This is a genomic window from Natronorubrum halophilum (assembly GCF_003670115.1).
GTDB classification, from domain to species: Archaea; Halobacteriota; Halobacteria; order Halobacteriales; family Natrialbaceae; genus Natronorubrum; species Natronorubrum halophilum.
In genome coordinates this window covers 26,265-44,747 of the sequence record NZ_QQTY01000003.1, presented here as the reverse complement: position 1 = coordinate 44,747, position 18,483 = coordinate 26,265, and the positions used below count along the sequence as shown (strand labels likewise).

At 66.2% G+C, this 18,483-nt stretch carries 15 protein-coding genes; 4 read left to right on the top strand and 11 right to left on the bottom strand.

Going from position 1 to position 18,483, the window contains the following annotated elements:
* Nucleotides 1-2: 2 nt before the first annotated feature.
* The 4 genes from DWB23_RS12215 to DWB23_RS12200 form a co-directional block, all read right to left on the bottom strand.
* Nucleotides 3-1,973 carry a 3-hydroxyacyl-CoA dehydrogenase/enoyl-CoA hydratase family protein gene (locus tag DWB23_RS12215; RefSeq protein ID WP_121743136.1) on the bottom strand — a complete coding sequence of 657 codons (1,971 nt, stop codon included), beginning with the start codon at nucleotides 1,971-1,973 and terminating at the stop codon, nucleotides 3-5.
* A gap of 102 nt (nucleotides 1,974-2,075) precedes the next feature.
* The gene (locus DWB23_RS12210) at nucleotides 2,076-3,473 is read right to left on the bottom strand and encodes an SLC13 family permease (RefSeq protein WP_121743135.1); all 1,398 of its coding nucleotides are present in this window, start codon (nucleotides 3,471-3,473) and stop codon (nucleotides 2,076-2,078) included.
* Nucleotides 3,474-3,530: 57 nt separating this feature from the next.
* Nucleotides 3,531-4,865, bottom strand: a complete 1,335-nt coding sequence (locus tag DWB23_RS12205; RefSeq protein ID WP_121743134.1) for a CoA-binding protein — start codon at nucleotides 4,863-4,865, stop codon at nucleotides 3,531-3,533.
* A 103-nt stretch (nucleotides 4,866-4,968) separates the two neighbouring features.
* A complete protein-coding gene (locus DWB23_RS12200) occupies nucleotides 4,969-8,130 on the bottom strand; it encodes an FAD-binding and (Fe-S)-binding domain-containing protein (RefSeq protein ID WP_121743133.1) in 3,162 nt (1,053 codons plus the stop codon).
* Between the two features lie 209 nt (nucleotides 8,131-8,339).
* Between DWB23_RS12200 and DWB23_RS12195 the strand changes: the two genes are divergently transcribed.
* Nucleotides 8,340-8,741, top strand: a complete 402-nt coding sequence (locus tag DWB23_RS12195) for an acyl-CoA thioesterase (protein ID WP_121743132.1) — start codon at nucleotides 8,340-8,342, stop codon at nucleotides 8,739-8,741.
* A 50-nt stretch (nucleotides 8,742-8,791) separates the two neighbouring features.
* Here DWB23_RS12195 and DWB23_RS12190 read toward each other — a convergent pair whose 3' ends face one another.
* Both DWB23_RS12190 and DWB23_RS12185 read right to left on the bottom strand, forming a co-directional pair.
* The gene (locus tag DWB23_RS12190) at nucleotides 8,792-9,547 is read right to left on the bottom strand and encodes an ABC transporter ATP-binding protein (RefSeq protein ID WP_121743131.1); all 756 of its coding nucleotides are present in this window, start codon (nucleotides 9,545-9,547) and stop codon (nucleotides 8,792-8,794) included.
* Nucleotides 9,548-9,655: 108 nt separating this feature from the next.
* Nucleotides 9,656-9,874, bottom strand: coding sequence for a universal stress protein (locus DWB23_RS12185; RefSeq protein WP_121743130.1), 219 nt, complete (start codon nucleotides 9,872-9,874; stop codon nucleotides 9,656-9,658).
* A 69-nt stretch (nucleotides 9,875-9,943) separates the two neighbouring features.
* Between DWB23_RS12185 and DWB23_RS12180 the strand changes: the two genes are divergently transcribed.
* Nucleotides 9,944-10,267, top strand: coding sequence for a hypothetical protein (locus tag DWB23_RS12180; protein ID WP_121743129.1), 324 nt, complete (start codon nucleotides 9,944-9,946; stop codon nucleotides 10,265-10,267).
* A 207-nt stretch (nucleotides 10,268-10,474) separates the two neighbouring features.
* Here DWB23_RS12180 and DWB23_RS12175 read toward each other — a convergent pair whose 3' ends face one another.
* Nucleotides 10,475-11,710, bottom strand: coding sequence for an FAD-dependent monooxygenase (locus DWB23_RS12175; protein ID WP_121743128.1), 1,236 nt, complete (start codon nucleotides 11,708-11,710; stop codon nucleotides 10,475-10,477).
* Between the two features lie 214 nt (nucleotides 11,711-11,924).
* Here DWB23_RS12175 and DWB23_RS12170 point away from each other — a divergent pair, with 214 nt between their 5' ends.
* On the top strand, nucleotides 11,925-12,623 hold the full coding sequence (locus DWB23_RS12170; RefSeq protein ID WP_343192938.1) for an ABC transporter ATP-binding protein: 699 nt from the start codon (nucleotides 11,925-11,927) through the stop codon (nucleotides 12,621-12,623).
* A 143-nt stretch (nucleotides 12,624-12,766) separates the two neighbouring features.
* Here DWB23_RS12170 and DWB23_RS12165 read toward each other — a convergent pair whose 3' ends face one another.
* The 3 genes from DWB23_RS12165 to DWB23_RS12155 are packed head-to-tail and all read right to left on the bottom strand — an operon-like array spanning nucleotide 12,767 to nucleotide 15,870.
* Nucleotides 12,767-13,810: a branched-chain amino acid ABC transporter permease gene (locus DWB23_RS12165; protein WP_121743126.1), complete on the bottom strand. Its 1,044-nt coding sequence runs from the start codon at nucleotides 13,808-13,810 to the stop codon at nucleotides 12,767-12,769.
* The gene (locus DWB23_RS12160; RefSeq protein ID WP_121743125.1) at nucleotides 13,810-14,691 is read right to left on the bottom strand and encodes a branched-chain amino acid ABC transporter permease; all 882 of its coding nucleotides are present in this window, start codon (nucleotides 14,689-14,691) and stop codon (nucleotides 13,810-13,812) included. Before DWB23_RS12160 ends, DWB23_RS12165 begins: the two co-directional genes overlap by 1 nt.
* 33 nt (nucleotides 14,692-14,724) lie before the next feature.
* The gene (locus DWB23_RS12155; protein WP_162989806.1) at nucleotides 14,725-15,870 is read right to left on the bottom strand and encodes an ABC transporter substrate-binding protein; all 1,146 of its coding nucleotides are present in this window, start codon (nucleotides 15,868-15,870) and stop codon (nucleotides 14,725-14,727) included.
* A 485-nt stretch (nucleotides 15,871-16,355) separates the two neighbouring features.
* On the opposite strand from DWB23_RS12155, the gene DWB23_RS12150 reads away from it, so the two are divergent.
* Entirely contained in the window at nucleotides 16,356-17,897 is a 1,542-nt protein-coding gene (locus tag DWB23_RS12150; protein WP_121743123.1) for an aldehyde dehydrogenase family protein, read from the top strand.
* A gap of 290 nt (nucleotides 17,898-18,187) precedes the next feature.
* Here DWB23_RS12150 and DWB23_RS12145 read toward each other — a convergent pair whose 3' ends face one another.
* Complete coding sequence (locus tag DWB23_RS12145) at nucleotides 18,188-18,373, bottom strand: hypothetical protein (RefSeq protein WP_121743122.1); 186 nt, start codon at nucleotides 18,371-18,373, stop codon at nucleotides 18,188-18,190.
* Between the last annotated feature and the right edge of the window lie 110 nt (nucleotides 18,374-18,483).

Sequence of the window (18,483 nt, the reverse complement as noted above, 5' to 3'; positions counted from 1 at the left end):
GATTATTCACCTTCGAACCGTGGTTCGCGGTTCCGACGGAAAGCGGTAACGCCCTCGTACATGTCGTCGGTGGTCGCCAGCAGGCCGAAGGACTTCTTCTCCATCGCCAGGGCTGCCTCGAGGCCGGCCTCCTGGCCGTCGTGGATGACCTCCTTGGCGACCTTGAGCGCGAGCGGCGCGTTGGCGGTGAGGTCGGAGACGACGTCGTCGACGAGGTCGTCGAACTCCTCGTCGGGGACGGCGTGGTTGACGATGCCCCACTCCTCGGCCTGTGCGGCGTCGAACTGCATGCCGCGGAAGATCATCTCCTTGGTGCGGGCCTCACCGACGAGGCGGACGAGGCGCTGGGTGGCGCCGCCGCCGGGGATCACGCCCAGCGTCGTCTCGGGGGTACCGACGAGCGAGTCCTCGGTGGCGATGCGGATGTCGCAGGCCAGCGCGAGTTCGATGCCGGCGCCGAGACAGAAGCCGTCGATCTTGGCGACCGTCGGCCGGTCGAAGTGGTAGACGGTCTGGAACATCTCGTCGACCTCCATGATCTCGGTCGGCTCGGCGGCGGTGAAGCCGGTGATGTCCGCTCCGGAGGAGAAGGCGCGGTCGCCGGCGCCCTCGAAGACGACGCAGGAGATCTCGTCCGTATCGACGCTCTTGAGGAGGCGGTCGATCTCCATGAACATGTCCTCGGACATGGAGTTCATCCGCTCTTCACGCGAGAGGACGACGTTCAGGACGCCCGCGTCGTCGATCTCCCACTCGAGATAGTGATACGGCGGGTCGGTTCGGTAGTCGTAGAAGCCCTTGCCGGCGTCCTCGCCGGTCCAGCCGTCCTCGACGAGTTCGACCAAGTAGTCACAGGGCTCGAAGCGCTCGGCGCCGTACTCCGCGTGGAGGTCCTCGAGCTTTTCGAGGACGCGGTCGAGGCCGAGGCGGTCGCCGCGGCGGCACATGCCCTCGGGGAAGCTGCCGCCGAGGCGACAGCCGGTGTCGATCGCTTCGGGGGTGGCGACGTCGTTGCCGACGAGCCAGGCGGCCTTGTTGATCATCACCGCTTCGGTGCGCAGCCAGTCGAAGTCGCCGGCGTCCTCGGGGAGGTAGTCGACGCCGTCGCCGTCTGCTTGAGACGTCTCTCCGTCCTCGTAGTCGTAGAAGCCCGTGCCGGTCTTCTTCCCGAGGTTCTCGTTGTCGACTTTCTCTTCGACGACCGGCGGGACGGGCTGGTCGGACTCGGCGCGGAAGTGGTAGCCGATGTCGATGCCACCGAAGTCGTTGAGTTCGAACGGCCCCATCGGGTAACCCCGCTCGTAGACCATCGTTGCGTCGGCTTGCTGGACGGTGGTCTCGTCCTCGGAGAGCATCCAGGCGGCCTCCTCCATGAACGGAACGAGCACGGTGTTGACGACGAAGCCGTGGACGTCCTTGCGGACGTAGATGGGCGTCTTGTCGATCGACTCGGCCCAGGCGTAGGCGGTTTCGGCGGTCTCGTCGGTGGTGGCCTCGCCGTAGGTGACCTCGACCAAATCCATCTTCACCGGCGGGTTGAAGAAGTGGAGGCCGACGACCCGATCGGGACGATCCGTCGCCTCGGCGATCTCCGAGATGGAGAGGCTCGAGGTGTTCGACGCCAGGATCGCGTGCTCCGGCGCGTGCTCGTCGACCGACGAGAACGTGTCGCGCTTGATATCCATCCGCTCGGGAACCGCCTCGATCACGAGGTCGGCGTCGTCGACGGCCTCGGCGAGGTCGGTCGTCCTGTTAATGCGTGAGAGCACGACATCGCTCGGCTCGTCGATTCGTCCCTTCTCCTCGAGTTTCTCGAGGCTCCACTCGATGTTCTCGTAGCCCTCGGTCACGATCTCCTCGTCGATGTCCCGGATGGTCACGTCGTACCCGCCGAGCGCGGCGAGTTCCGCGATACCGTGTCCCATGCTACCGGCACCCAGCACTGCTACGCGCTCTACAGTGTCATTTGCCATCAAGAATCTGTGCGTGACTGAATACTATATATCTTTGGAGAAACGTCGATCGCGACTCGAGACACAATCGCGGGTCCACTCGAGGACGGGTCCCCTCGGGGATCAGTAGAGGAGGTCGAACAGGCCGAGCTGGAGGGGGAGCAACAGGAGGATCGTGGCGACGGAGCAGGCGACCGTCGTCCGGATCACCTCCCAGGTCTCGACTTCGCCCTCCGCAAGGATGACGATGAGCACCGCCGACTGGTACGGGAAGAAGTACGAACTCAGGGCCATCGCCTCGGCCATCAGGACCGGCGTGAACGGGAGGCCCGCCGCCTCCGCGTACGGGATCAGGATCGGCGTGAGGACGCTCGCGACGGCCAGCCCCTCCATCAGGAACGCCAGCGCGAACGTGACGAAGAAGACGCACGCGAGGATCACCGCGAGCGGCGCGTCGGTCGGAATGAGGTCGAGGAGGTGCGTGGACGCCTCGTCCGTAAACCCGGTCTCGGTGAGCCCGTCGCCGATCGCGAACACGGCCGCGATGAAAAAGAGGATGGAGAAGTCGACCTCGCCCCCGATCCCGTCGAAGTCGACGACGCCGATTCCCGGCAGGAACGCGAGGACGACCACGGCGACGGCGCCGATCACCGGGTGGAAGCCGTGGGCGAAGTCGGTCGCCCAGATCAACGCGCCGACGAGCAGGAAGCCCAGCATTCGTCGCTCGACGCTGCCGATCCCGGCGCCGTCCGTCTCGGGCATGTCGACGCTCGAGTCAGGCGACGGCCGAAAGAGGAGATAGACGACGGTTACGACGAGCAGGACGCGAGTGATGCCCATGATCGGGTACATGTGGACCCACCAGTCGGACCACGAGATGGTGTGCCCGGCCAGCGACTCCCCGAACCCGGTGATGATGATGTTCGGGAGGTCGGCGGTCAGGATGCCCGCAGAGCCGTAGAAGGTCGCGAACAGCGGTCCGAGGTAGATCCCGGTTCGGGCTTCCCGAGAGTCGAAGAGTGATCCGGTCTCCCGGAGGATCGGCGCCACCACGAGGATGCGCACGAGCGCGGAGGGGACGAACAGCGCGAGGACGTGGGCGCCGAGCGAGAGCGCGAGGAGCAGCCGACGGTACGTCCGGACGGGATCGGACCGGACCGACTCCGAGACGCTCCTGACCGCTATCCACCGACCCGACGCAGTCGCGAGTCCGCTGCGTCGGGTCGCCTCGCCCATCAGCAACCCGAAGCCGATGAGCCACGTCGCCGGCTTTTGGAAGCCCGAGAGCGCAAGGTCCGTCGAGGTCGTGACGGCGATCAGTCCGATACCGATCAGTCCCGTATACGAGGGCGGGACGGGCGTCAGGATCCAGAGGACGATACAGAAGAGCGTGATCGAAAGGATCGTCGCCGCCGCGGTCGATCCCGAGCCGAGCGCCCACGTCGCGAGGCCGACGATCGCCGCCACGGAGAACGCAAACGGGGGCGATCTGAGTGTCTCGATCACGTCCGAACGAGTCATTGATCCATACCTCTCAGTACAACGGCAAAACTGTCTCGGGTGTCGAGCCTGCGGCGACTACTCCCCAGAGATCGACTCGATCAGCGCCGCCACGGCTTGTGCCCCGCGCTCGGGCGTGTCGAACGTCGGAACGCCGAGGGCCTCCATCTGCTCGCGCTCCTCCCGCAGGGCCTCGTGCGGCCCGGCCACCGTAAAGAGGATCGGCTTGTCTACCTCCTCGGAGAGCGCCTCGAGTTCGTCGACCGGGTAGCCGAGCGAGTCCTCGTAAATCTCGTAGACCAGCACGATGTCGACGTTCTCGTCGCGCGCGACGGCGTCGACGACTCGCCCGAACTCGGGCATCGGTCGACCCGTGTCCACGGGGTTCTCCGTGTACGTGATCCCCTCGAGGAGGTCGTCGACTCGTTCTCGCGTCCCCTCGGTGAGGTCCGGGAAGGTGGCACCCGCGTCCTCGAGGTAGTCGTTGACGATGATCCCCGGTCCCGCCTGCGCGGTGACGACGCCGACGTTCGGGCCGTCGGGCGTCGGCGCATTCGCGAGCACCCGGCCGGCGTCGAGCAGTTCGGTCGTCGAGGAGACCATCGCCAGGCCCGGTCGGTCAAACGCCTCCTCGTACATCGCGTCGTCCTGCGAGGGAGCCGCGGTGTGGGCCTGCGCGAAGTCCGGATCGGCCCGTTCGCCCACCTTGTACGCGACGATCGGGGTGTCGGCCTCCTCGCAGACCTCGAGGAGCCTGTCGACGTCCTCCGTGCCCTCGACGTGGAGGACGATCGCCTCGGTGCGAGGATCCTCGTCGAGGACGGGGATCACGTCCGCGAACTCCGTGTTCACCCGGTTTCCGAGGCCGAACATCGACGAGACGCCGTACCCCTCCCGCGTCAGGTGAAACGAGAGGGTGATCGCGACGCCGGCGCTCTGAGCGACGATGCCGACGTTGCCGGTCCCGACTTCGCGGATCCGGGGGACGAACGACCCGTAGAGGTCCGAGTGTGGGATCGCGTACCCGGCCGTGTTCGGACCGAGGACGGTAGTGTCGTACTCGTCGGCGATTCGCTCGATATCGTCCTGGAGTTCCCGGCCCTCGCCGCCCATCTCGGCGAAGCCGCCGGCGAAGATAACCGCGGCGCCGACGCCCGCCTCGCCGCATTCCTCGAGGACCGTCGGCTGCAGGTGGCGGGGGACGCAACACAGCGCCAGGTCGGCGTCGGTCTCGGCGACCGAGTCGACGAACTCGTAGCCGTGGACGGTCCCCGAACTCGAGGGGTTTACGGGGTAGATCTCGCCGTCGTAGGCCTCGACGTTCGACATCGCGTCGTTTCCGAGTTTGCCCGGCGTCGCCGACGCACCGATGACGGCGATCCCGTCCGGATCGAAGAGATCGGATAGGCTCATACCGTGGTACACCGAGCGTCGTACCATAAATTCCGTGGATCTCTCGGGCTCGGCCGACGCGCTCTAGGCGCGATCCCGCACGGACACGTCGACGGGTCCGACGTCACCGCGACGTACCGCCGGGGAGTCCGTGAGCGAGCAGTTCGATCGGCGTCGGCGGCTCCTCGCGGTCGAGCGCCGTGCCGGAAAGCGAACTATTCGCGGGAACCGGCTCGATCCGCCCGTCGGCCAGCTGGGTTCGACAGGACGTCCCGGGCGCGGACACGACCGTCGCGTCGCTCTCATCGATCTGCTCGAAGAGGATGTCGCCGATGGCGCGGCTCAGCGAGTAGTGCTCGGCCTCGTATCCGAACGTCCCCGCCATCCCGCAACAGCCCGAGTCGAGCGGATCCACCTCGTAGCCCGCCCGCCGGAGGACGCCGACGGCGTGGTGGTCCTTCTTTTCGGCCTTCTGGTGGCAGTGGCCGTGATAGACCACCGATTCCGCCGGCGGCGACCAGTCGACGGCCTCGTCGATCCGAAACGCGTCGAGGTACTCGCAGACGCCGTAGGTGTTCGCCGCCACGTTCTCGACCCTCGGACCCGTGATCAGGTCGAGCGCGTCCGCCTGGAACATCACGGCGTCCGAGGGTTCGACGAGGACGACGTCCCACCCCTCTCGGACGCGGGGGTGGAGCTCCGCGACGTTCGCCGCCATTGCGTCTCGAGCGCGACCGACGAACCCCTTCGACAGGGCCGGTCGACCGCTGTCGGTGCGCTCTGCCACGTCCACGCGGACGCCGGCGGCCTCGAGGACGCGAACCGCCGCCTTCCCGACCTCGGGGTGGCTGTAGTTGGTGTAGGTGTCGGCGAAGAGGATGGCCTTCCGCTCGGCCTCTGCCTCCGGGACCCGGGATCCTCGCTCTGCTCGCGCCCCCACCGCTCGCTTTTCCGAGGCGGCCGTGCCGCCTCGCTTCTCGAACCAGTCCCGTAGCGTCTCCCGCTGGAACGTGGGTAGCGACCGCTCGTTCGCGATCCCGACCGTCTTTTCGGCGAGCACGTCCGATCCGGGCAGCGACTGCGCGAGGTTCGAAACCGGGGCGAGCGCGCTCCCGAGCGCCGCGAGCGTGTCGAAGTCGGCGAAGAGCCTGTCACGCAGGCTCGCGCCGTGTTCTTGGTGGCGCTCGTGCATGACTTCGGTTTTGAGCTTCGCCATGTCGACGCCACTCGGACAGTCCCGCGCACAGCCCTTGCAGCCGATACAGAGGTCGAGAACCTCTTCTGCGAACTCGTCGTCGGTGGGGTCGTCGGGCAGGTCGCCGCTCATCGACTGCCGGAGCAGGTTCGCCCGCCCGCGCGTGGTCGTGACCTCCTCGTCCGCGGCCCGGTAGGTCGGGCACATGACGCCGCCGGTGGTCTCTTGGCCGCCACGACAGCCGCCGCAGCCGTGACAGAGTTCGACCATCCCCTGCATCCCGTTCTCGTTGTCCCAGTTCAGCGCTGGCTCGAAGCCGGCGTCGTACTTGTAGTCGTCGTCATACCGGAGGTGCTCGGTCATGTCGTGGTCGCCACAGACGGTGCCCGGATTGAGCAGCCAGTCGGGATCGAACGCGGTCTTCAGATCTCGGAAGGCCTGCCAGAGGTCGTCCCCGTAGAGCTTGTGATTCCACTGGGTTCGGGCCCGGCCGTCGCCGTGCTCGCCGGAGACGCTGCCACCGAACTCGACGACCATATCCGTCACTGCGTCGGCGATGGCGGCCATGTCTTCGCGGTCCCGATCGGCCTTCGTATCGACGAGCGGGCGGACGTGGAGCACCCCCGGTCCGGCGTGGGCGTAGAACGCCGCGTCGTCGTCACGGTCCGTCTCGGTGAGCAGCGACTGGAACCGCTCGACGAACTCCGGAAGGTGTTCGGGCGGGATCGCGCAGTCCTCGATGAAGCTGATGTGTTTCTCGTCGGACGTCCGCGAGAGGAGGATCGGCAAGCCGGCCTTTCGGAGCGTCCAGAACATCTCGCGCTCGGCCTCGTCGTGGGCCTCCAGCCCGGCGAACGCGCTCGTCTCGTCGATTACCGGCCGATTCGTGGGCGGTTCCGTCACGGTGTCGGTTCCCGATACCCTGTCCCCGAGGAGCCCAGCCGTCTGATCGCGGCCGTGATCGTCGTCCTCGGCGTAGAACTCGACCAGCAGCGCCGCGTCGGCCGCGTCGGGGACGAGTGACGCCGCCTCCTCGAACTCCGTCGTCTCCCGAGCCAGTCCGAGGAGTACGTCATCGATCAGTTCGACCGCCGCGGGCTCGTGCTCGAGGACGTGCTGGACGTCGGTCACGGCCTCGAGCACGCCCTCGTAGAACAGCAGCGAGACCGCCTTCGTCTCCGGGACGGGCTCGAGCGACACCTCGGCCTCGGTGACGACGGCGAGCGTCCCCTCGCTACCGGCGAGCAGGCGTGCGAGGTTGATACTCCCCGTCTCGGCCTCTTCGACGAGCGCGTCGAGGTTGTATCCGGAAACGTTTCGCTTCAGATCGGGGAAGCGCTCGTGTACTTCGTCGCTCTCCTCGTCGACGATCCGCACGGCTTCGGCGGCCACCCGATCCAGGATCGACCCGTCGGGGTCGGCGCGGTCGCGAAGGTCCTCGAGGGGGACCTCGCCGAGGGTGGCGACCGTTCCGTCGGCGAGGACGACTTCGCACTCCTCGACGTAGGCGTCCGTCTTGCCGTAGACCAGCGAGTGGGCGCCGGTCGAGTTGTTACCGATCGCGCCGCCGATCGCGCTCCGATTCCCGGCGGCGGGATCCGGCGCGAATTTCAGCCCGTGCGGGGCGAGCGACTCGTTGAGGTCGGCGAGAACCGTCCCCGGCTGAACCCGGGCTCGCCGGGCGTCGGGGTCGATCGAAACGATATCGTCCATATACCTGGTGAAATCGAGGACGACGGCTTCGTTGACGGCCTGTCCGGCGAGGCTCGTTCCGCCGCCACGCGGGAGGACCGGGAGCTCGCGCTCGGCGCAGTAGGCGACGGTCGCCGCCACGTCGTCGGTCGACTCCGGAAAGACGACGCCGATCGGCGTCACCTCGTACGCGCTCGCGTCGGTTGCGTACAGCTGACGCGTGTAGGCGTCGAACCGAACGTCGCCCTCGACGCGCGCCCGGAGGTCGCACACCAGAGCCGGCCGTTCGGCGTCGTCCGCGACGTACTCGTACGGCGCCCGAGGATCGGCCTCGGGCGGCGAGGGTGCTTCGCCGTTCCGTTCGGCGCGCTCGACTCTGCCGTCAGAATCTGCGGTCATACCGCCTTCGTTTCGCTCGAAGGAACTAAACGGTTCGATCGGTCGCGCTCGGCGGCCGTACCGGGCGTCGGCCTGTTCGCGTCCGCGCGGTTGGAGGATCGCTGCATCGTACCGGCACCGATCAGCGTCGCCTCGGTCGTATCCAGGAGACCGTCCAGTCGTTCGCCGCGGTTTTTATAATCCCTGGCCGGGTCTCTACGGGACGAAGCATGAGTTTCACGCACGTATGGACCGTCCGCTTTTCGGACACGGACCCGTTCGGCATCGCACACTACCCCCGCATGATCGACGCGATCCACGAGACGTCGGACGTGTTCATGGAAGACGTCGGCGTCCCCTACTGGGAGTTGACCGAGGAACGCGGTCTGGGTCTGCCACTCGTTTCGATGGACTTCGACTTCACGGGACAGGTTCGCGGCGGCGACCAGGTCGAGATCGAACTGAGACCGGAGGTCGGGGAGTCGAGCGTCCGGTTCGACTACGTTGCGACCCACGACGGGGAGATCGTCTTCGAGGGCACGGAGTATCGAGTCTGCGTCCCCGTCGACGGCGACGGCAGCGTTCCTGTTCCCGACGACTTACGAACGGTCCTCGAGAGCACCGCCGAGTGAGGAACGTCGCGGCGCGCGGCGAACCGGGCCGTGACGCGGGAGCGAGCCCGTTAGTCGCCCGCGACGGGGTCGGTCGCGTCGTGGTCACGACCGGCTGACGTCCCGAGGTAGGACTCGATGACGCGCTGGTTGTTTTGGATCTCCTCGGGCGTCCCCCGCGCGATGAGCTGCCCGTTGTCGAGCACGAACACCCGCTCGCTCACGGACATCAGCGCTCGCATCACGTGGTCGATGAGGAAGATCGTCTTGCCGCTCTCCTTGATGTCGCCGATGAGGTCGACGATCGCCTCCGTTTCGTCGGTATCCAGGCCGCCCGCGACCTCGTCGAACAGCATCACGTCCGGATCCGTCGCGAGCACGCGCGCGATCTCGAGTCGCTTGAGCGCGCCGACGCTCAGTTCGCCGGGCTTCGTGTGCGTCAGGTGGTCGAGGCCGACGAACTCGAGGGATTCGTAGGCCTTCTCCCGCGGATCGTCGACGTCGCGACCGCCGAACTCGGCGCCGACGGTCGCGTTCTCGAGCAGGGTCATGTGTTCGAACGGCCGAACGATCTGGTGGGTCTTGACGAGCCCCTGGTGACAGATCTCGTGGGAATCCTTTCCCGTGATCTCGTCGCCGTCGAGGAAGACGCGGCCCTCCGTGGGTTCGTGGACGCCGGTGATCAGGCGAAACAGCGTGGACTTGCCGGCCCCGTTCGGACCGATGAGACCGACCGATTCCCCCCGGTCGATCGAGAACGAGACGTCGTCAACGGCGAGGACTCCCCCGAAACTCTTCGTCAGATTCTCTCCTTCGAGTAGCGTCATTTTGCGATGAGTTGACTATCCACTCGCATAAACCTACCCCCTCGCACGTCGGCCCTAGGCTCCGTTCGTCCGAACGCAGATCCGACCGTTGATCGTCACCTCCGCGCGTCATGCCTCCGGGGGGTCGTCGGGGCCGTCACCGCAGACGAGCACCGGCCGATCCTCCGAGAGTCTCACGTCCTGCGTGACGCTCTCGAAGAGGGCCTTGCCGGCCCGCGAACGCTTCTGCCCGGCGAGGAAGATCTGATCGAAGTCGTGCTCCGCCGCGTGGTGGCAGATATCTCTCACCGGATCGCCGCTGCGCGCTTCCGGCTGGAACTCGCGCATCCGCTCGTCGACGCGGCAACCGGCGCGCGGATGAGATGGATTTACATGGTATCGACGACGAATGCTGGCATGGCACTGGAAACGGACTACGAAGCGGTCGCAACGCAGCGCGAGGACTTCCCGGACGCGGGGGACGTCTACGACGTGAACGAGGAGATTCCGATCACCGACGTGTTCGACGACGCCTTCGTGCGCGAACGCACCGAGTTCGACTCTTTCGACGAGATGGTCGCAGCGAGTCCCGGCGACGCCGACTCCGCCGCCGACCTCGAGACGGTTCTCCACGGCGAGTGGGACGAGTTCGTCGCCGAGACGACGGACTTCGCCGACGAGGAGGAGCTGGTGATGGCCGCTCGAGACCACTGGGTCGCAAAGCGGCTGGGCCTGCACTGACGGATCGGTCGCCCTTTTTTGGCTCGAATTTCGATTTCGAACCCCACTCTTCGCACGCCGCGTACCGATACGGTTCCGTTCACGATCGGTCGGCGCGGCCGGCCCCGCCGCTCGTCGAACGTAACCCTCGACAACGGGAGAGCCACACCGGTTTGGTCGACGAAAAACGACGGAAAGGAGGGTAACCGCCGACGCGCTCCGCTCGAGTCAGTAGTTCCCGGTCGAGATGATCGGCGGGGTACCGTGGGGACCGTACGGCGCGTCGTCGAGCCACTCGCCCGCCGTCTCGAAGGAGTCGGCCATCTCGGCGGCGACCTCCTTTCGCAACACCGTCACCGGATCGTCGCCCTGGAGGTACTCGAGGGCCTGTCCGGCCGCGCCGATGTTGTACTCGGCGGCTATCTCGCGGCGCGCGGCGAACAGTTCGACCTCGTCGCGGGCGACGGCCTCCGTCTTCGCATTGATCGCGACCGCGATCGCCGAGGCGGCCTCGTCGGCGTCGGCGATGCCGGAGTTCATGCCGCGGGCGCCGAACGGCGCGAGCAGGTGGGCCGCCTCACCAGCCAGCAGGACGCGGCGGTGTTCGTCGACGAACGAGTCCGCCTTCACCTGAAGGAACCGATAGGACGATGCCCACGTCACGTTGTCCTCGTAGCGCTCTCCCATGACGTTGCGGACGAACTCGCGCATCCGCTCGTCGCCGATGAGCTCCTCGGGATCGTCGTCCTCGTAACACTGGATGTCGAGGCGCCAGCCGCCGGTGAACGGGACGAGCAGCACGTTCCGCCCGTCTGCCTCGGGCGCGTCGTAGTGGAACATCCGCTCGAGGCCGGGGTAGTCGTCGTCGATCTCCTCGTCCTCGACGTCCGCGATGATGAAGTGGTTCGCCGACTGGTCGCCCTCGAAGTCGACGCCGATCTCGCTGCGGACGGTCGACCCGCCGCCGTCGGCGCCGACGAGATACTCGCAGTTCCACTCGCGACCGTCAGCGGTCTCGACGCGGACGCCCTCCGGCGAGGGGTCGACGGTTTCGACCGCCGACTCCCAGCGGACCTCGATCCCGGCCTCGTCGAGCGCGTCGAGCATGTACTGCTCCGTGACGACCTGGGGAACGCTCGTGAAGTGCGGGATATCGCCCCTGCCGCCGGGCGAGTCGTACGTCCGGTTGAAGACCTCCTTCCCCCGGTAGAGGGTGCGTCGGGTCGGCCAGATGAGCCCCTCGTCGACGAGGCCGGTCCCCAGTCCCGGGTGGATTCGCTCGAGCGTGCGCAGCGTCGATCCGTGGATGTAGATGGCGCGACTCCCCGACCGGTCCCTGTCCTCGGGTTCGGCCTCGAGGATGGTGGTCTCCACCCCGCGGGCGTTCAGTGCCAGTGCTGCCGTCATGCCGACTGGGCCGGCGCCGGCTATCAATACCGGTGTCTCCGTCGTTTCACCGCTCATGGACGTGACAATGCAGCACGTTCTCATAGTAGTTGTGATCCGCCGGGGGGCCGATTTTGGTTCGGACATGTTTGCTCACCGGCTGTGATCGCCCGATTGACCCGGCGGAGACCGTCGGGTCGAGGTTCAGCGTTGCCCCTCCAGCGAACCCGACGCCGCGGGCCAGGGGCATCTTTTTATTCCTGTACTGAGAGCGTCACGGCATACAATGACACTGCTCGAAATCGACTCGATCGACGTCGCGTACGGCAACGTTCAGGTGATCTGGGACGTGAGCTTCGACGTAGCGGAGGGGGAAACGGTCGCGCTGCTCGGCGCGAACGGAGCGGGAAAGACCACGATCCTCAAGACGATCTGTGGTCCGCTAACGCCCCGGAAGGGCGAGGTACGCTACGGCGGCGAGTCGATCGGCGACCTGGACCAGGACGAGGTCGTCCCGAAGGGGATCGTCCACGTTCCCGAGGGTCGCGAGATATTCACAGAGAGCACCGTCGAGGAGAACCTTCGTCTCGGCGCGTACACGAATCCCGAGGGGACGGACGAGCGGTTTTCGTTCGTCTACGACGTCTTCCCCCGACTCGAGGAACGAACGGACCAGCCGGCGGGGACCCTCTCGGGCGGCGAGCAACAGATGCTGGCGATCGGTCGAGGTCTGATGAGCGATCCGGACCTGATCCTGCTCGACGAAGCGAGTCTCGGCCTCGCGCCCGTGCTCGTCGACGACGTGTTCGAGGCGATCGAGGAGGTTACGGACCGGGGTACGACCGTCCTCATCGTCGAGCAGGACGTCAACAACGCGCTCCGAATCGCCGACAGAGGGTACGTCCTCGAGTCGGGCCGGATCTCGATGTCGGGTGACAGCGACGAACTCGCGTCGAACGACGAGGTCACGGCGACGTACCTCGGCGGGTAATCACCGGACCGACGTCGACTCGTTTTCGCGCTCTCACACCGATCTCGAACGCCGCTCCGAAAGCGTCCCGCTCGTCGTGTGAGGCGCGCCTCGAGGCGGATCGATCGGAGAAGGAACGAGTGAACGGTTCGAAGGGGCGGACGTCAGTCGGTTGCCGATTCGTCGGGAGTCGGGACGGTCTCGCTCGGCGGGTCTTCCTCCGACGTATCGCCGGTTCGGCTAGTGATGAGCCCGTAGATCCCCTTCGGCATGTAGATCATGAAGAGGATGATGAGGAGCCCCTCGATCGCCGTCGAGTAGCCGCTCGCCACCTCGCCGAGGATCCAGTCGAGCCCGACGAACAGTCCGGCCCCCAGGATCGGTCCGGTGATCGTTCCCATCCCACCGAGGACGACGACCACGAGCGCTTCGACCATCCAGTGGAGGCCGAGCACGTCCGCGGGATTGAGGTATCCCGTGTACTGGGCGTAGAGCCCGCCCGCCATCCCAGCCATGCTCGACCCGATGCCGAACGCGATCAGCTTGTACTTGAGCGGATTGATCCCGAGACTGCTGGCCGCCGTCTCGTCGTCGTGGATCGCTCGCATCGCCAGACCCCACCGACTCGTGACGACGTAGTAGGAGACGATCACTGTAACGACCGTCACGGCCAGGGTCAGGAGGAACAGCTGTTGGTACTCGGCGGAGCCCGAGTCGACGAAGTAGCCGCTCGAGCCCCCGGAGACGCTGCGCTCGTTCGACAGGATCAGCTCGATGATCGCGGCGAGTGCGAGCGTCCCGATCGCGAAGTAGTGGCCCGTCAGGCGGAAGATGACCGGTCCGATGACGAGCGCGAGGAGGCCCGCGACGATCGCGCCGCCGAGGACGGCGACGATCACCGGTGACTGGATCGACTCGGGGAAGCCGGCTCGCGTCGGCGTCGTCAACCAGGCGGAGACGTACGCGCCGAACCCGAAGAACGCGACGTGTCCCAGCGAGATCTGGCCGGCGTAGCCGCCGATGATGTCCCAGGAGACGCCGAGGATCACGAAGACGAGCACGGTAAAGAAGACCTGGGTGAGCCACCGCTCGGTGACGAACGGTATCGTCGCGAACGCCAGCACGGTGACGATCGCGATCGCCACTCGGCGGCGGTTACCGAGCATCGTCCGGATGAAGCTCCCGCGTTCGTGTTCGGAGCCCGCCATCACTCCCCACCTCCCGAGCTACCGAACAGCCCCTGGGGTCGCACCAGGAGAACGAGGAGGAAGATGCTGAAGCTGATCAGGTCACGGTAGCCGCCGCCGATGAAGAGCACGCCGACGTTCTCCGAGACGCCGAGGAGTAACCCGCCGACGAGCGTCCCGATGACGCTCCCCACGCCGCCGAGGACGACCACGGCGAACGCCTTCAGCAGGTACGACCAGCCCGCGTACGGCGTGAAGGGGAAGAGAATCGACAGCAGCGCGCCGGCCGCGCCCGCCAGCGCCGTCCCGAGGCCGAGCGTGATGATGTAGATTCTTCCGGTGTCGATGCCCATGTACTGGGCCGCGTCGGTGTTCTGTGCGGTCGCCCGGATCGCGAGGCCCGTCGTCGTGTACTTGAGGAACGCCCAGACCGCGACGATCAGGGCGACCGAGACGACGAACGTGACGACCCGCGGGAACGACAGTACGGCGGGTCCGACGGGGATGCTCGAGCCCGGAATGCCGAGGCTGGCTCGCTGTGGCTCGCTGCCGAGGACGATCCGGCCGCCGCTCTCGAGGACGAGCGCGAGCCCGAAGAGGACGATGATCGGCTGTTCCATCCCCTTGTCGACGACGCGCTCTAACAGTACGCGCTGGAGGAACACTCCGAACCCGAACAGCAGGGCGGCCGCGAGCAGCATGCCCAGGAGCGGGGTGATCCCGGTGGCGGCAAACAGGAGAATGCCGACGTACGCGCCGACCATGAGCATGTGTCCATGGGCGAGGTTGACGACGTCCATGATGCCGAACACGAGCGAGAGGCCGAGCGCGGCGACGGCGTAGGTCCCTCCGATGAGGAGCCCGTTTAACAGCGATTCGAACGCGAGTTCTGGTGAAACCATATATAGTGGTGAGCGTGGGTTGGAGATCGAGTGTTATCGCTCGCTCCAGGCCGGAATCGGGTACTGGAGGTCGGAGGCACGATCGTCGTCGGTCTCCGGGTAGACGGTGTACTGGTTGCCGTCCAGCCACTGGCCGGTCGGGGCCGTCAATTCGCCTTCGGTAGGCAGCCCGTTCTCCTCGAAGCTGAACGAGCCGATGACCGTCTCGAAGGTCTCCGACTGGAGCGCCCCCTGGACGTCCGACGGGTCGGTAGAGCCTGCGGCGTCGATCGCTTGGGCGGTCACCTGCGCGACGTTGTACCCGCCGCCGACCGCCGTGCGGATGAACGCGTCATCCTCGAGTCCGTACTCGTCCACGTACGCGTTCCACATCTCTTCGTTCCCGTTGCCCGTCATGCCGGGCACCCAGCCCGGACACATGCAGACGTACTCGCCGCTCTCGCCGAGCGCGTTCCACCAGTCCTGGGGGTCGGCGGCGCGAACGAACTTTGTGAGGTCCGGCGAGAAGTCGCGTTCCTCTATCTGCTCGATCATCGTGATTCCGTCCGGCGGTGTCGGCACCGACAGGAGGACCTCGACGTTCTGGTTGGCCGACTGGGAGATCATCGTCGAGAAGTCGCTCGAGCCGTACTCGTACTGCTCCCTGAGGACGATGTCGTAGCCCGCGTCGCCGAGGGTCTCCTCCCAGGAGTCCGACTGCTCTTCGCCCCAGTCGGAGTTGGGCTCCCAGATGCCGACGTTGGTCGGCCGCTCGCCCTCGGGAATGGTCTCTAAGAGGCCCTGCGTCGACCGCGCGACGTCCCTCGACTTCGGGAACGCCGCGTAGGTCCACTCGTAGTCCTCGTTTCGGTGCGGCGCCTCCTGTGCGAAGTAGGCGGCGACGAACGGGATCCCTTCGGACTCCGCGACGCTGCTGCCCGCGGTCACGAGTTCGCTCGAGAAGCTCCCCCAGATCATGTCGGCGTCACCGGCCATCTTCCGGAGGCTCTCGATGACGACGCTCGGGTCGCTCTCGTCGTTCTCGACCAGCAGCTCCACCTCCTGGTCGAGCGTCTCTTCGATGTGTGCGACGCCGAGGTCGTACCCCTGTTCCATCTCCTCGGCCATCGAAGAGAACGCGCCCTCCTGCGGGATCGTCGTCGCGATCGTGATGTCAGCGCTGCTCTCGTCGCTACTCAACAATGAACAGCCGGCCAACGTGGCCGCCCCTGTAATCGCGCCAGTCGTTTTTAAATACGAACGCCTAGTTCGGCTGCTGTGAAGATTCCCCATGGCGTGGTTTGTCAAATGAAACACGAACATATTAAATGGTATGGTTCATATCTGACACCTGTCGGCGGAGTGTCGGATTCGGCGGATGCGTATAGTAGCCACTGAACGTCGATGCACACCCCATCGGACGAGTGCAGCGCGGTTCGGAGCGAACGGAGTGAGCGAGAACCGCGGGGATGCGATGGGTGTGTAGATCGTTTCAGTCGTTACTATAGACCAAGCGGGAACCGCACTGACTCGGCTCGGAACTCGACGATCCGTCGGAAGCGCACTTGAACCGGCGTTTTCGGGCCGAATTCGGTCGGCTCCTGCCGACCGCTCGTTCTCAACGCGATGGTGACATACATGTTACCACGAAACTTTGTGCGCGGAACGTGAACGGTCAAGCGATCATGCCGGACGCGATATCGCCGAGGGCGGACTGGAACGCACTGTACATCGGTGGCGAGTGGGTCGACGGAGACGGCGACACCATCCCGATCGCGGACCCGTCGACGCGGGAGGTGTTCGCCGAGGTTCCCGCGGCCACCGAGTCGGACGTCGACGACGCCTACGAGGCGGCGGCTGTTGCTCAGACCGAGTGGAGGGACCAACCCCCCGCAGCCCGTCAGGAGGTTATCCAGCAGTTCACCGAGGCGCTGCACGAGTTTGAGGAGGAGATTATCGAACTACTCACGCACGAGGCCGGCGGAACCGCCGGCTACGGCCACACGTCCCACCACCTCACCGCCGACCAGGCGGGCGAGGCGGCGACGCTGCCGCGGCGGATGAAGGGCGAACATGCCCCGTCGAACATTCCCGGGAAGGAACACCTCATAAAGCGCGAACCGAAAGGCGTCGTCACGGTCATCTCGCCGTGGAACTTCCCGTTGAACCTCTCGGCGCGGGCGGTGCTTCCCGCCATCGCCGCCGGCAACGCCGTCGTGCTCAAGCCGGCGACGAACACGCCGATTAGCGGCGGCCTGCTGTTCGCGACGCTGTTCGAGGAGACGGACCTCCCCGACGGCGTCCTCAACGTCGTCACCGGCCGCGGCTCCGAGATCGGCGACCGCGTGGCCGGCCACCCCGAGAGCGACGTGGTGGCGTTCACCGGCTCGACGGAGGTCGGTCGACGGGTCGCCGCCGCGGCGGCCGAGAACCTGGCGACGCCCGCGATGGAACTGGGCGGCAACAACGCCCACGTCGTCACCGCGGACGCCGACCTCGAGCGCGCCGTCGACGGGGCAGTTTTCGGTTCGTTCATCCACCAGGGACAGGTCTGCATCTCGATCAACCGCCACGTCGTCCACGAAGACGTCTACGACGACTACGTCACCCATCTCGTCGACCGGGCGGAGTCGCTCGTCGCGGGCAGCGCCCACGACGAGGTTCACCTCGGTCCCGTGATCGACGAACACCAGCGCGACGAGATGCTCGAATACGTCGCGGAGACGATCGACGCGGGTGCGACGCTCGAGACCGGCGGCGGGATCGTCGACCTCGAGGGCGTTCACGAATCGCAAAGCGATTCGTTAGCCAGCCAGAAGTCTTCGACTTCTGGTGACGTCGAGGACTCGCTCGTCATTGAGCCGACGGTGCTCTCCGACGTGACGAACGACATGGCCGCGGCGTGCAACGAGCACTTCGGTCCCATCGCACCGGTGATCCCCTTCTCCGATATCGACGAGGCGATCGAGATCGTCAACGACACGGAGTTCGGCCTCTCCGGGTCCGTGCACGCAGGCGACCGCGAGACCGCGCGGTCGATCGCCGACCGCATGGAGACGGGGATGGTCCACATCGGCGACCAGCCCATCAACGACGAGGCTCACGTCCCGTTTAGCGGCACCGGCGCCTCCGGTATGGGCGGCTACAACACCGAGGAGTTCCTCCGCGAGGTGACCGAGACGAAGTGGATCTCGATCCAGCGCGAGCCGCGCGAGTACCCGTTCTGACCGCGCCGACTGGGTATCCGCGTCGAATCCGTTTTTCGGGGGCGCACTCGAGGCGTCCTCGAGCTTCCCGAAGCCTGATTCTTCGCGCCCGCGAACCCGGGCGTATGCGCTTCGAACAAGATGGAGTCCGACGGAGAGAGGTGTCCGCCGTCTCCGTCGGGCACCGACGACCTCGAGCGGACGGAGCAGTTCCCGTGACCGTTCCGCGGAAAACGCGTCGGTACCGCGGTGGCGATAGCGCGGAAACGGCACTGCGGTGACGACTGACGAAGGCGGAGGTGCTCGGCGGCTCAGTTGGCGGCCGATTCGACGCTGGCTTCGAAGACCTCCTCCGAGGGAAAGACGTCGAGACAGTCCTCGCAGACCATCTGGCGCTGGATCGCGTACTCCCAGAGCTTCCCGCCACAGTTCAGACAGTCGAAGTGCGCCCGGACAAACGGATCCTCGTCGACGTACGGGTTTTCGAACTCGGCCATACGAGAACGTTATGGCGACGATCTATAAGAGCATTACCCAGTCGGCCGGTCCTCGAGGGAGCGGACACGCCGATACCGCCGCCGTCGGTGCTCCAAGTCGAGGCGAACCG

What these genes read in the sequence shown, in the direction of transcription:
- DWB23_RS12190 (WP_121743131.1), bottom strand. Translation starts at nt 9,547, where the DNA reads ATGACGCTACTCGAAGGAGAGAATCTGACGAAGAGTTTCGGGGGAGTC.
- DWB23_RS12185 (WP_121743130.1), bottom strand. Translation starts at nt 9,874, where the DNA reads ATGCGCGAGTTCCAGCCGGAAGCGCGCAGCGGCGATCCGGTGAGAGAT.
- DWB23_RS12175 (WP_121743128.1), bottom strand. Translation starts at nt 11,710, where the DNA reads ATGAGCGGTGAAACGACGGAGACACCGGTATTGATAGCCGGCGCCGGC.
- DWB23_RS12150 (WP_121743123.1), top strand. Translation starts at nt 16,356, where the DNA reads ATGCCGGACGCGATATCGCCGAGGGCGGACTGGAACGCACTGTACATC.
- DWB23_RS12210 (WP_121743135.1), bottom strand. Translation starts at nt 3,473, where the DNA reads ATGACTCGTTCGGACGTGATCGAGACACTCAGATCGCCCCCGTTTGCG.
- DWB23_RS12215 (WP_121743136.1), bottom strand. Translation starts at nt 1,973, where the DNA reads ATGGCAAATGACACTGTAGAGCGCGTAGCAGTGCTGGGTGCCGGTAGC.
- DWB23_RS12195 (WP_121743132.1), top strand. Translation starts at nt 8,340, where the DNA reads ATGAGTTTCACGCACGTATGGACCGTCCGCTTTTCGGACACGGACCCG.
- DWB23_RS12180 (WP_121743129.1), top strand. Translation starts at nt 9,944, where the DNA reads ATGGCACTGGAAACGGACTACGAAGCGGTCGCAACGCAGCGCGAGGAC.
- DWB23_RS12145 (WP_121743122.1), bottom strand. Translation starts at nt 18,373, where the DNA reads ATGGCCGAGTTCGAAAACCCGTACGTCGACGAGGATCCGTTTGTCCGG.
- DWB23_RS12200 (WP_121743133.1), bottom strand. Translation starts at nt 8,130, where the DNA reads ATGACCGCAGATTCTGACGGCAGAGTCGAGCGCGCCGAACGGAACGGC.
- DWB23_RS12205 (WP_121743134.1), bottom strand. Translation starts at nt 4,865, where the DNA reads ATGAGCCTATCCGATCTCTTCGATCCGGACGGGATCGCCGTCATCGGT.
- DWB23_RS12160 (WP_121743125.1), bottom strand. Translation starts at nt 14,691, where the DNA reads ATGGTTTCACCAGAACTCGCGTTCGAATCGCTGTTAAACGGGCTCCTC.
- DWB23_RS12165 (WP_121743126.1), bottom strand. Translation starts at nt 13,810, where the DNA reads ATGGCGGGCTCCGAACACGAACGCGGGAGCTTCATCCGGACGATGCTC.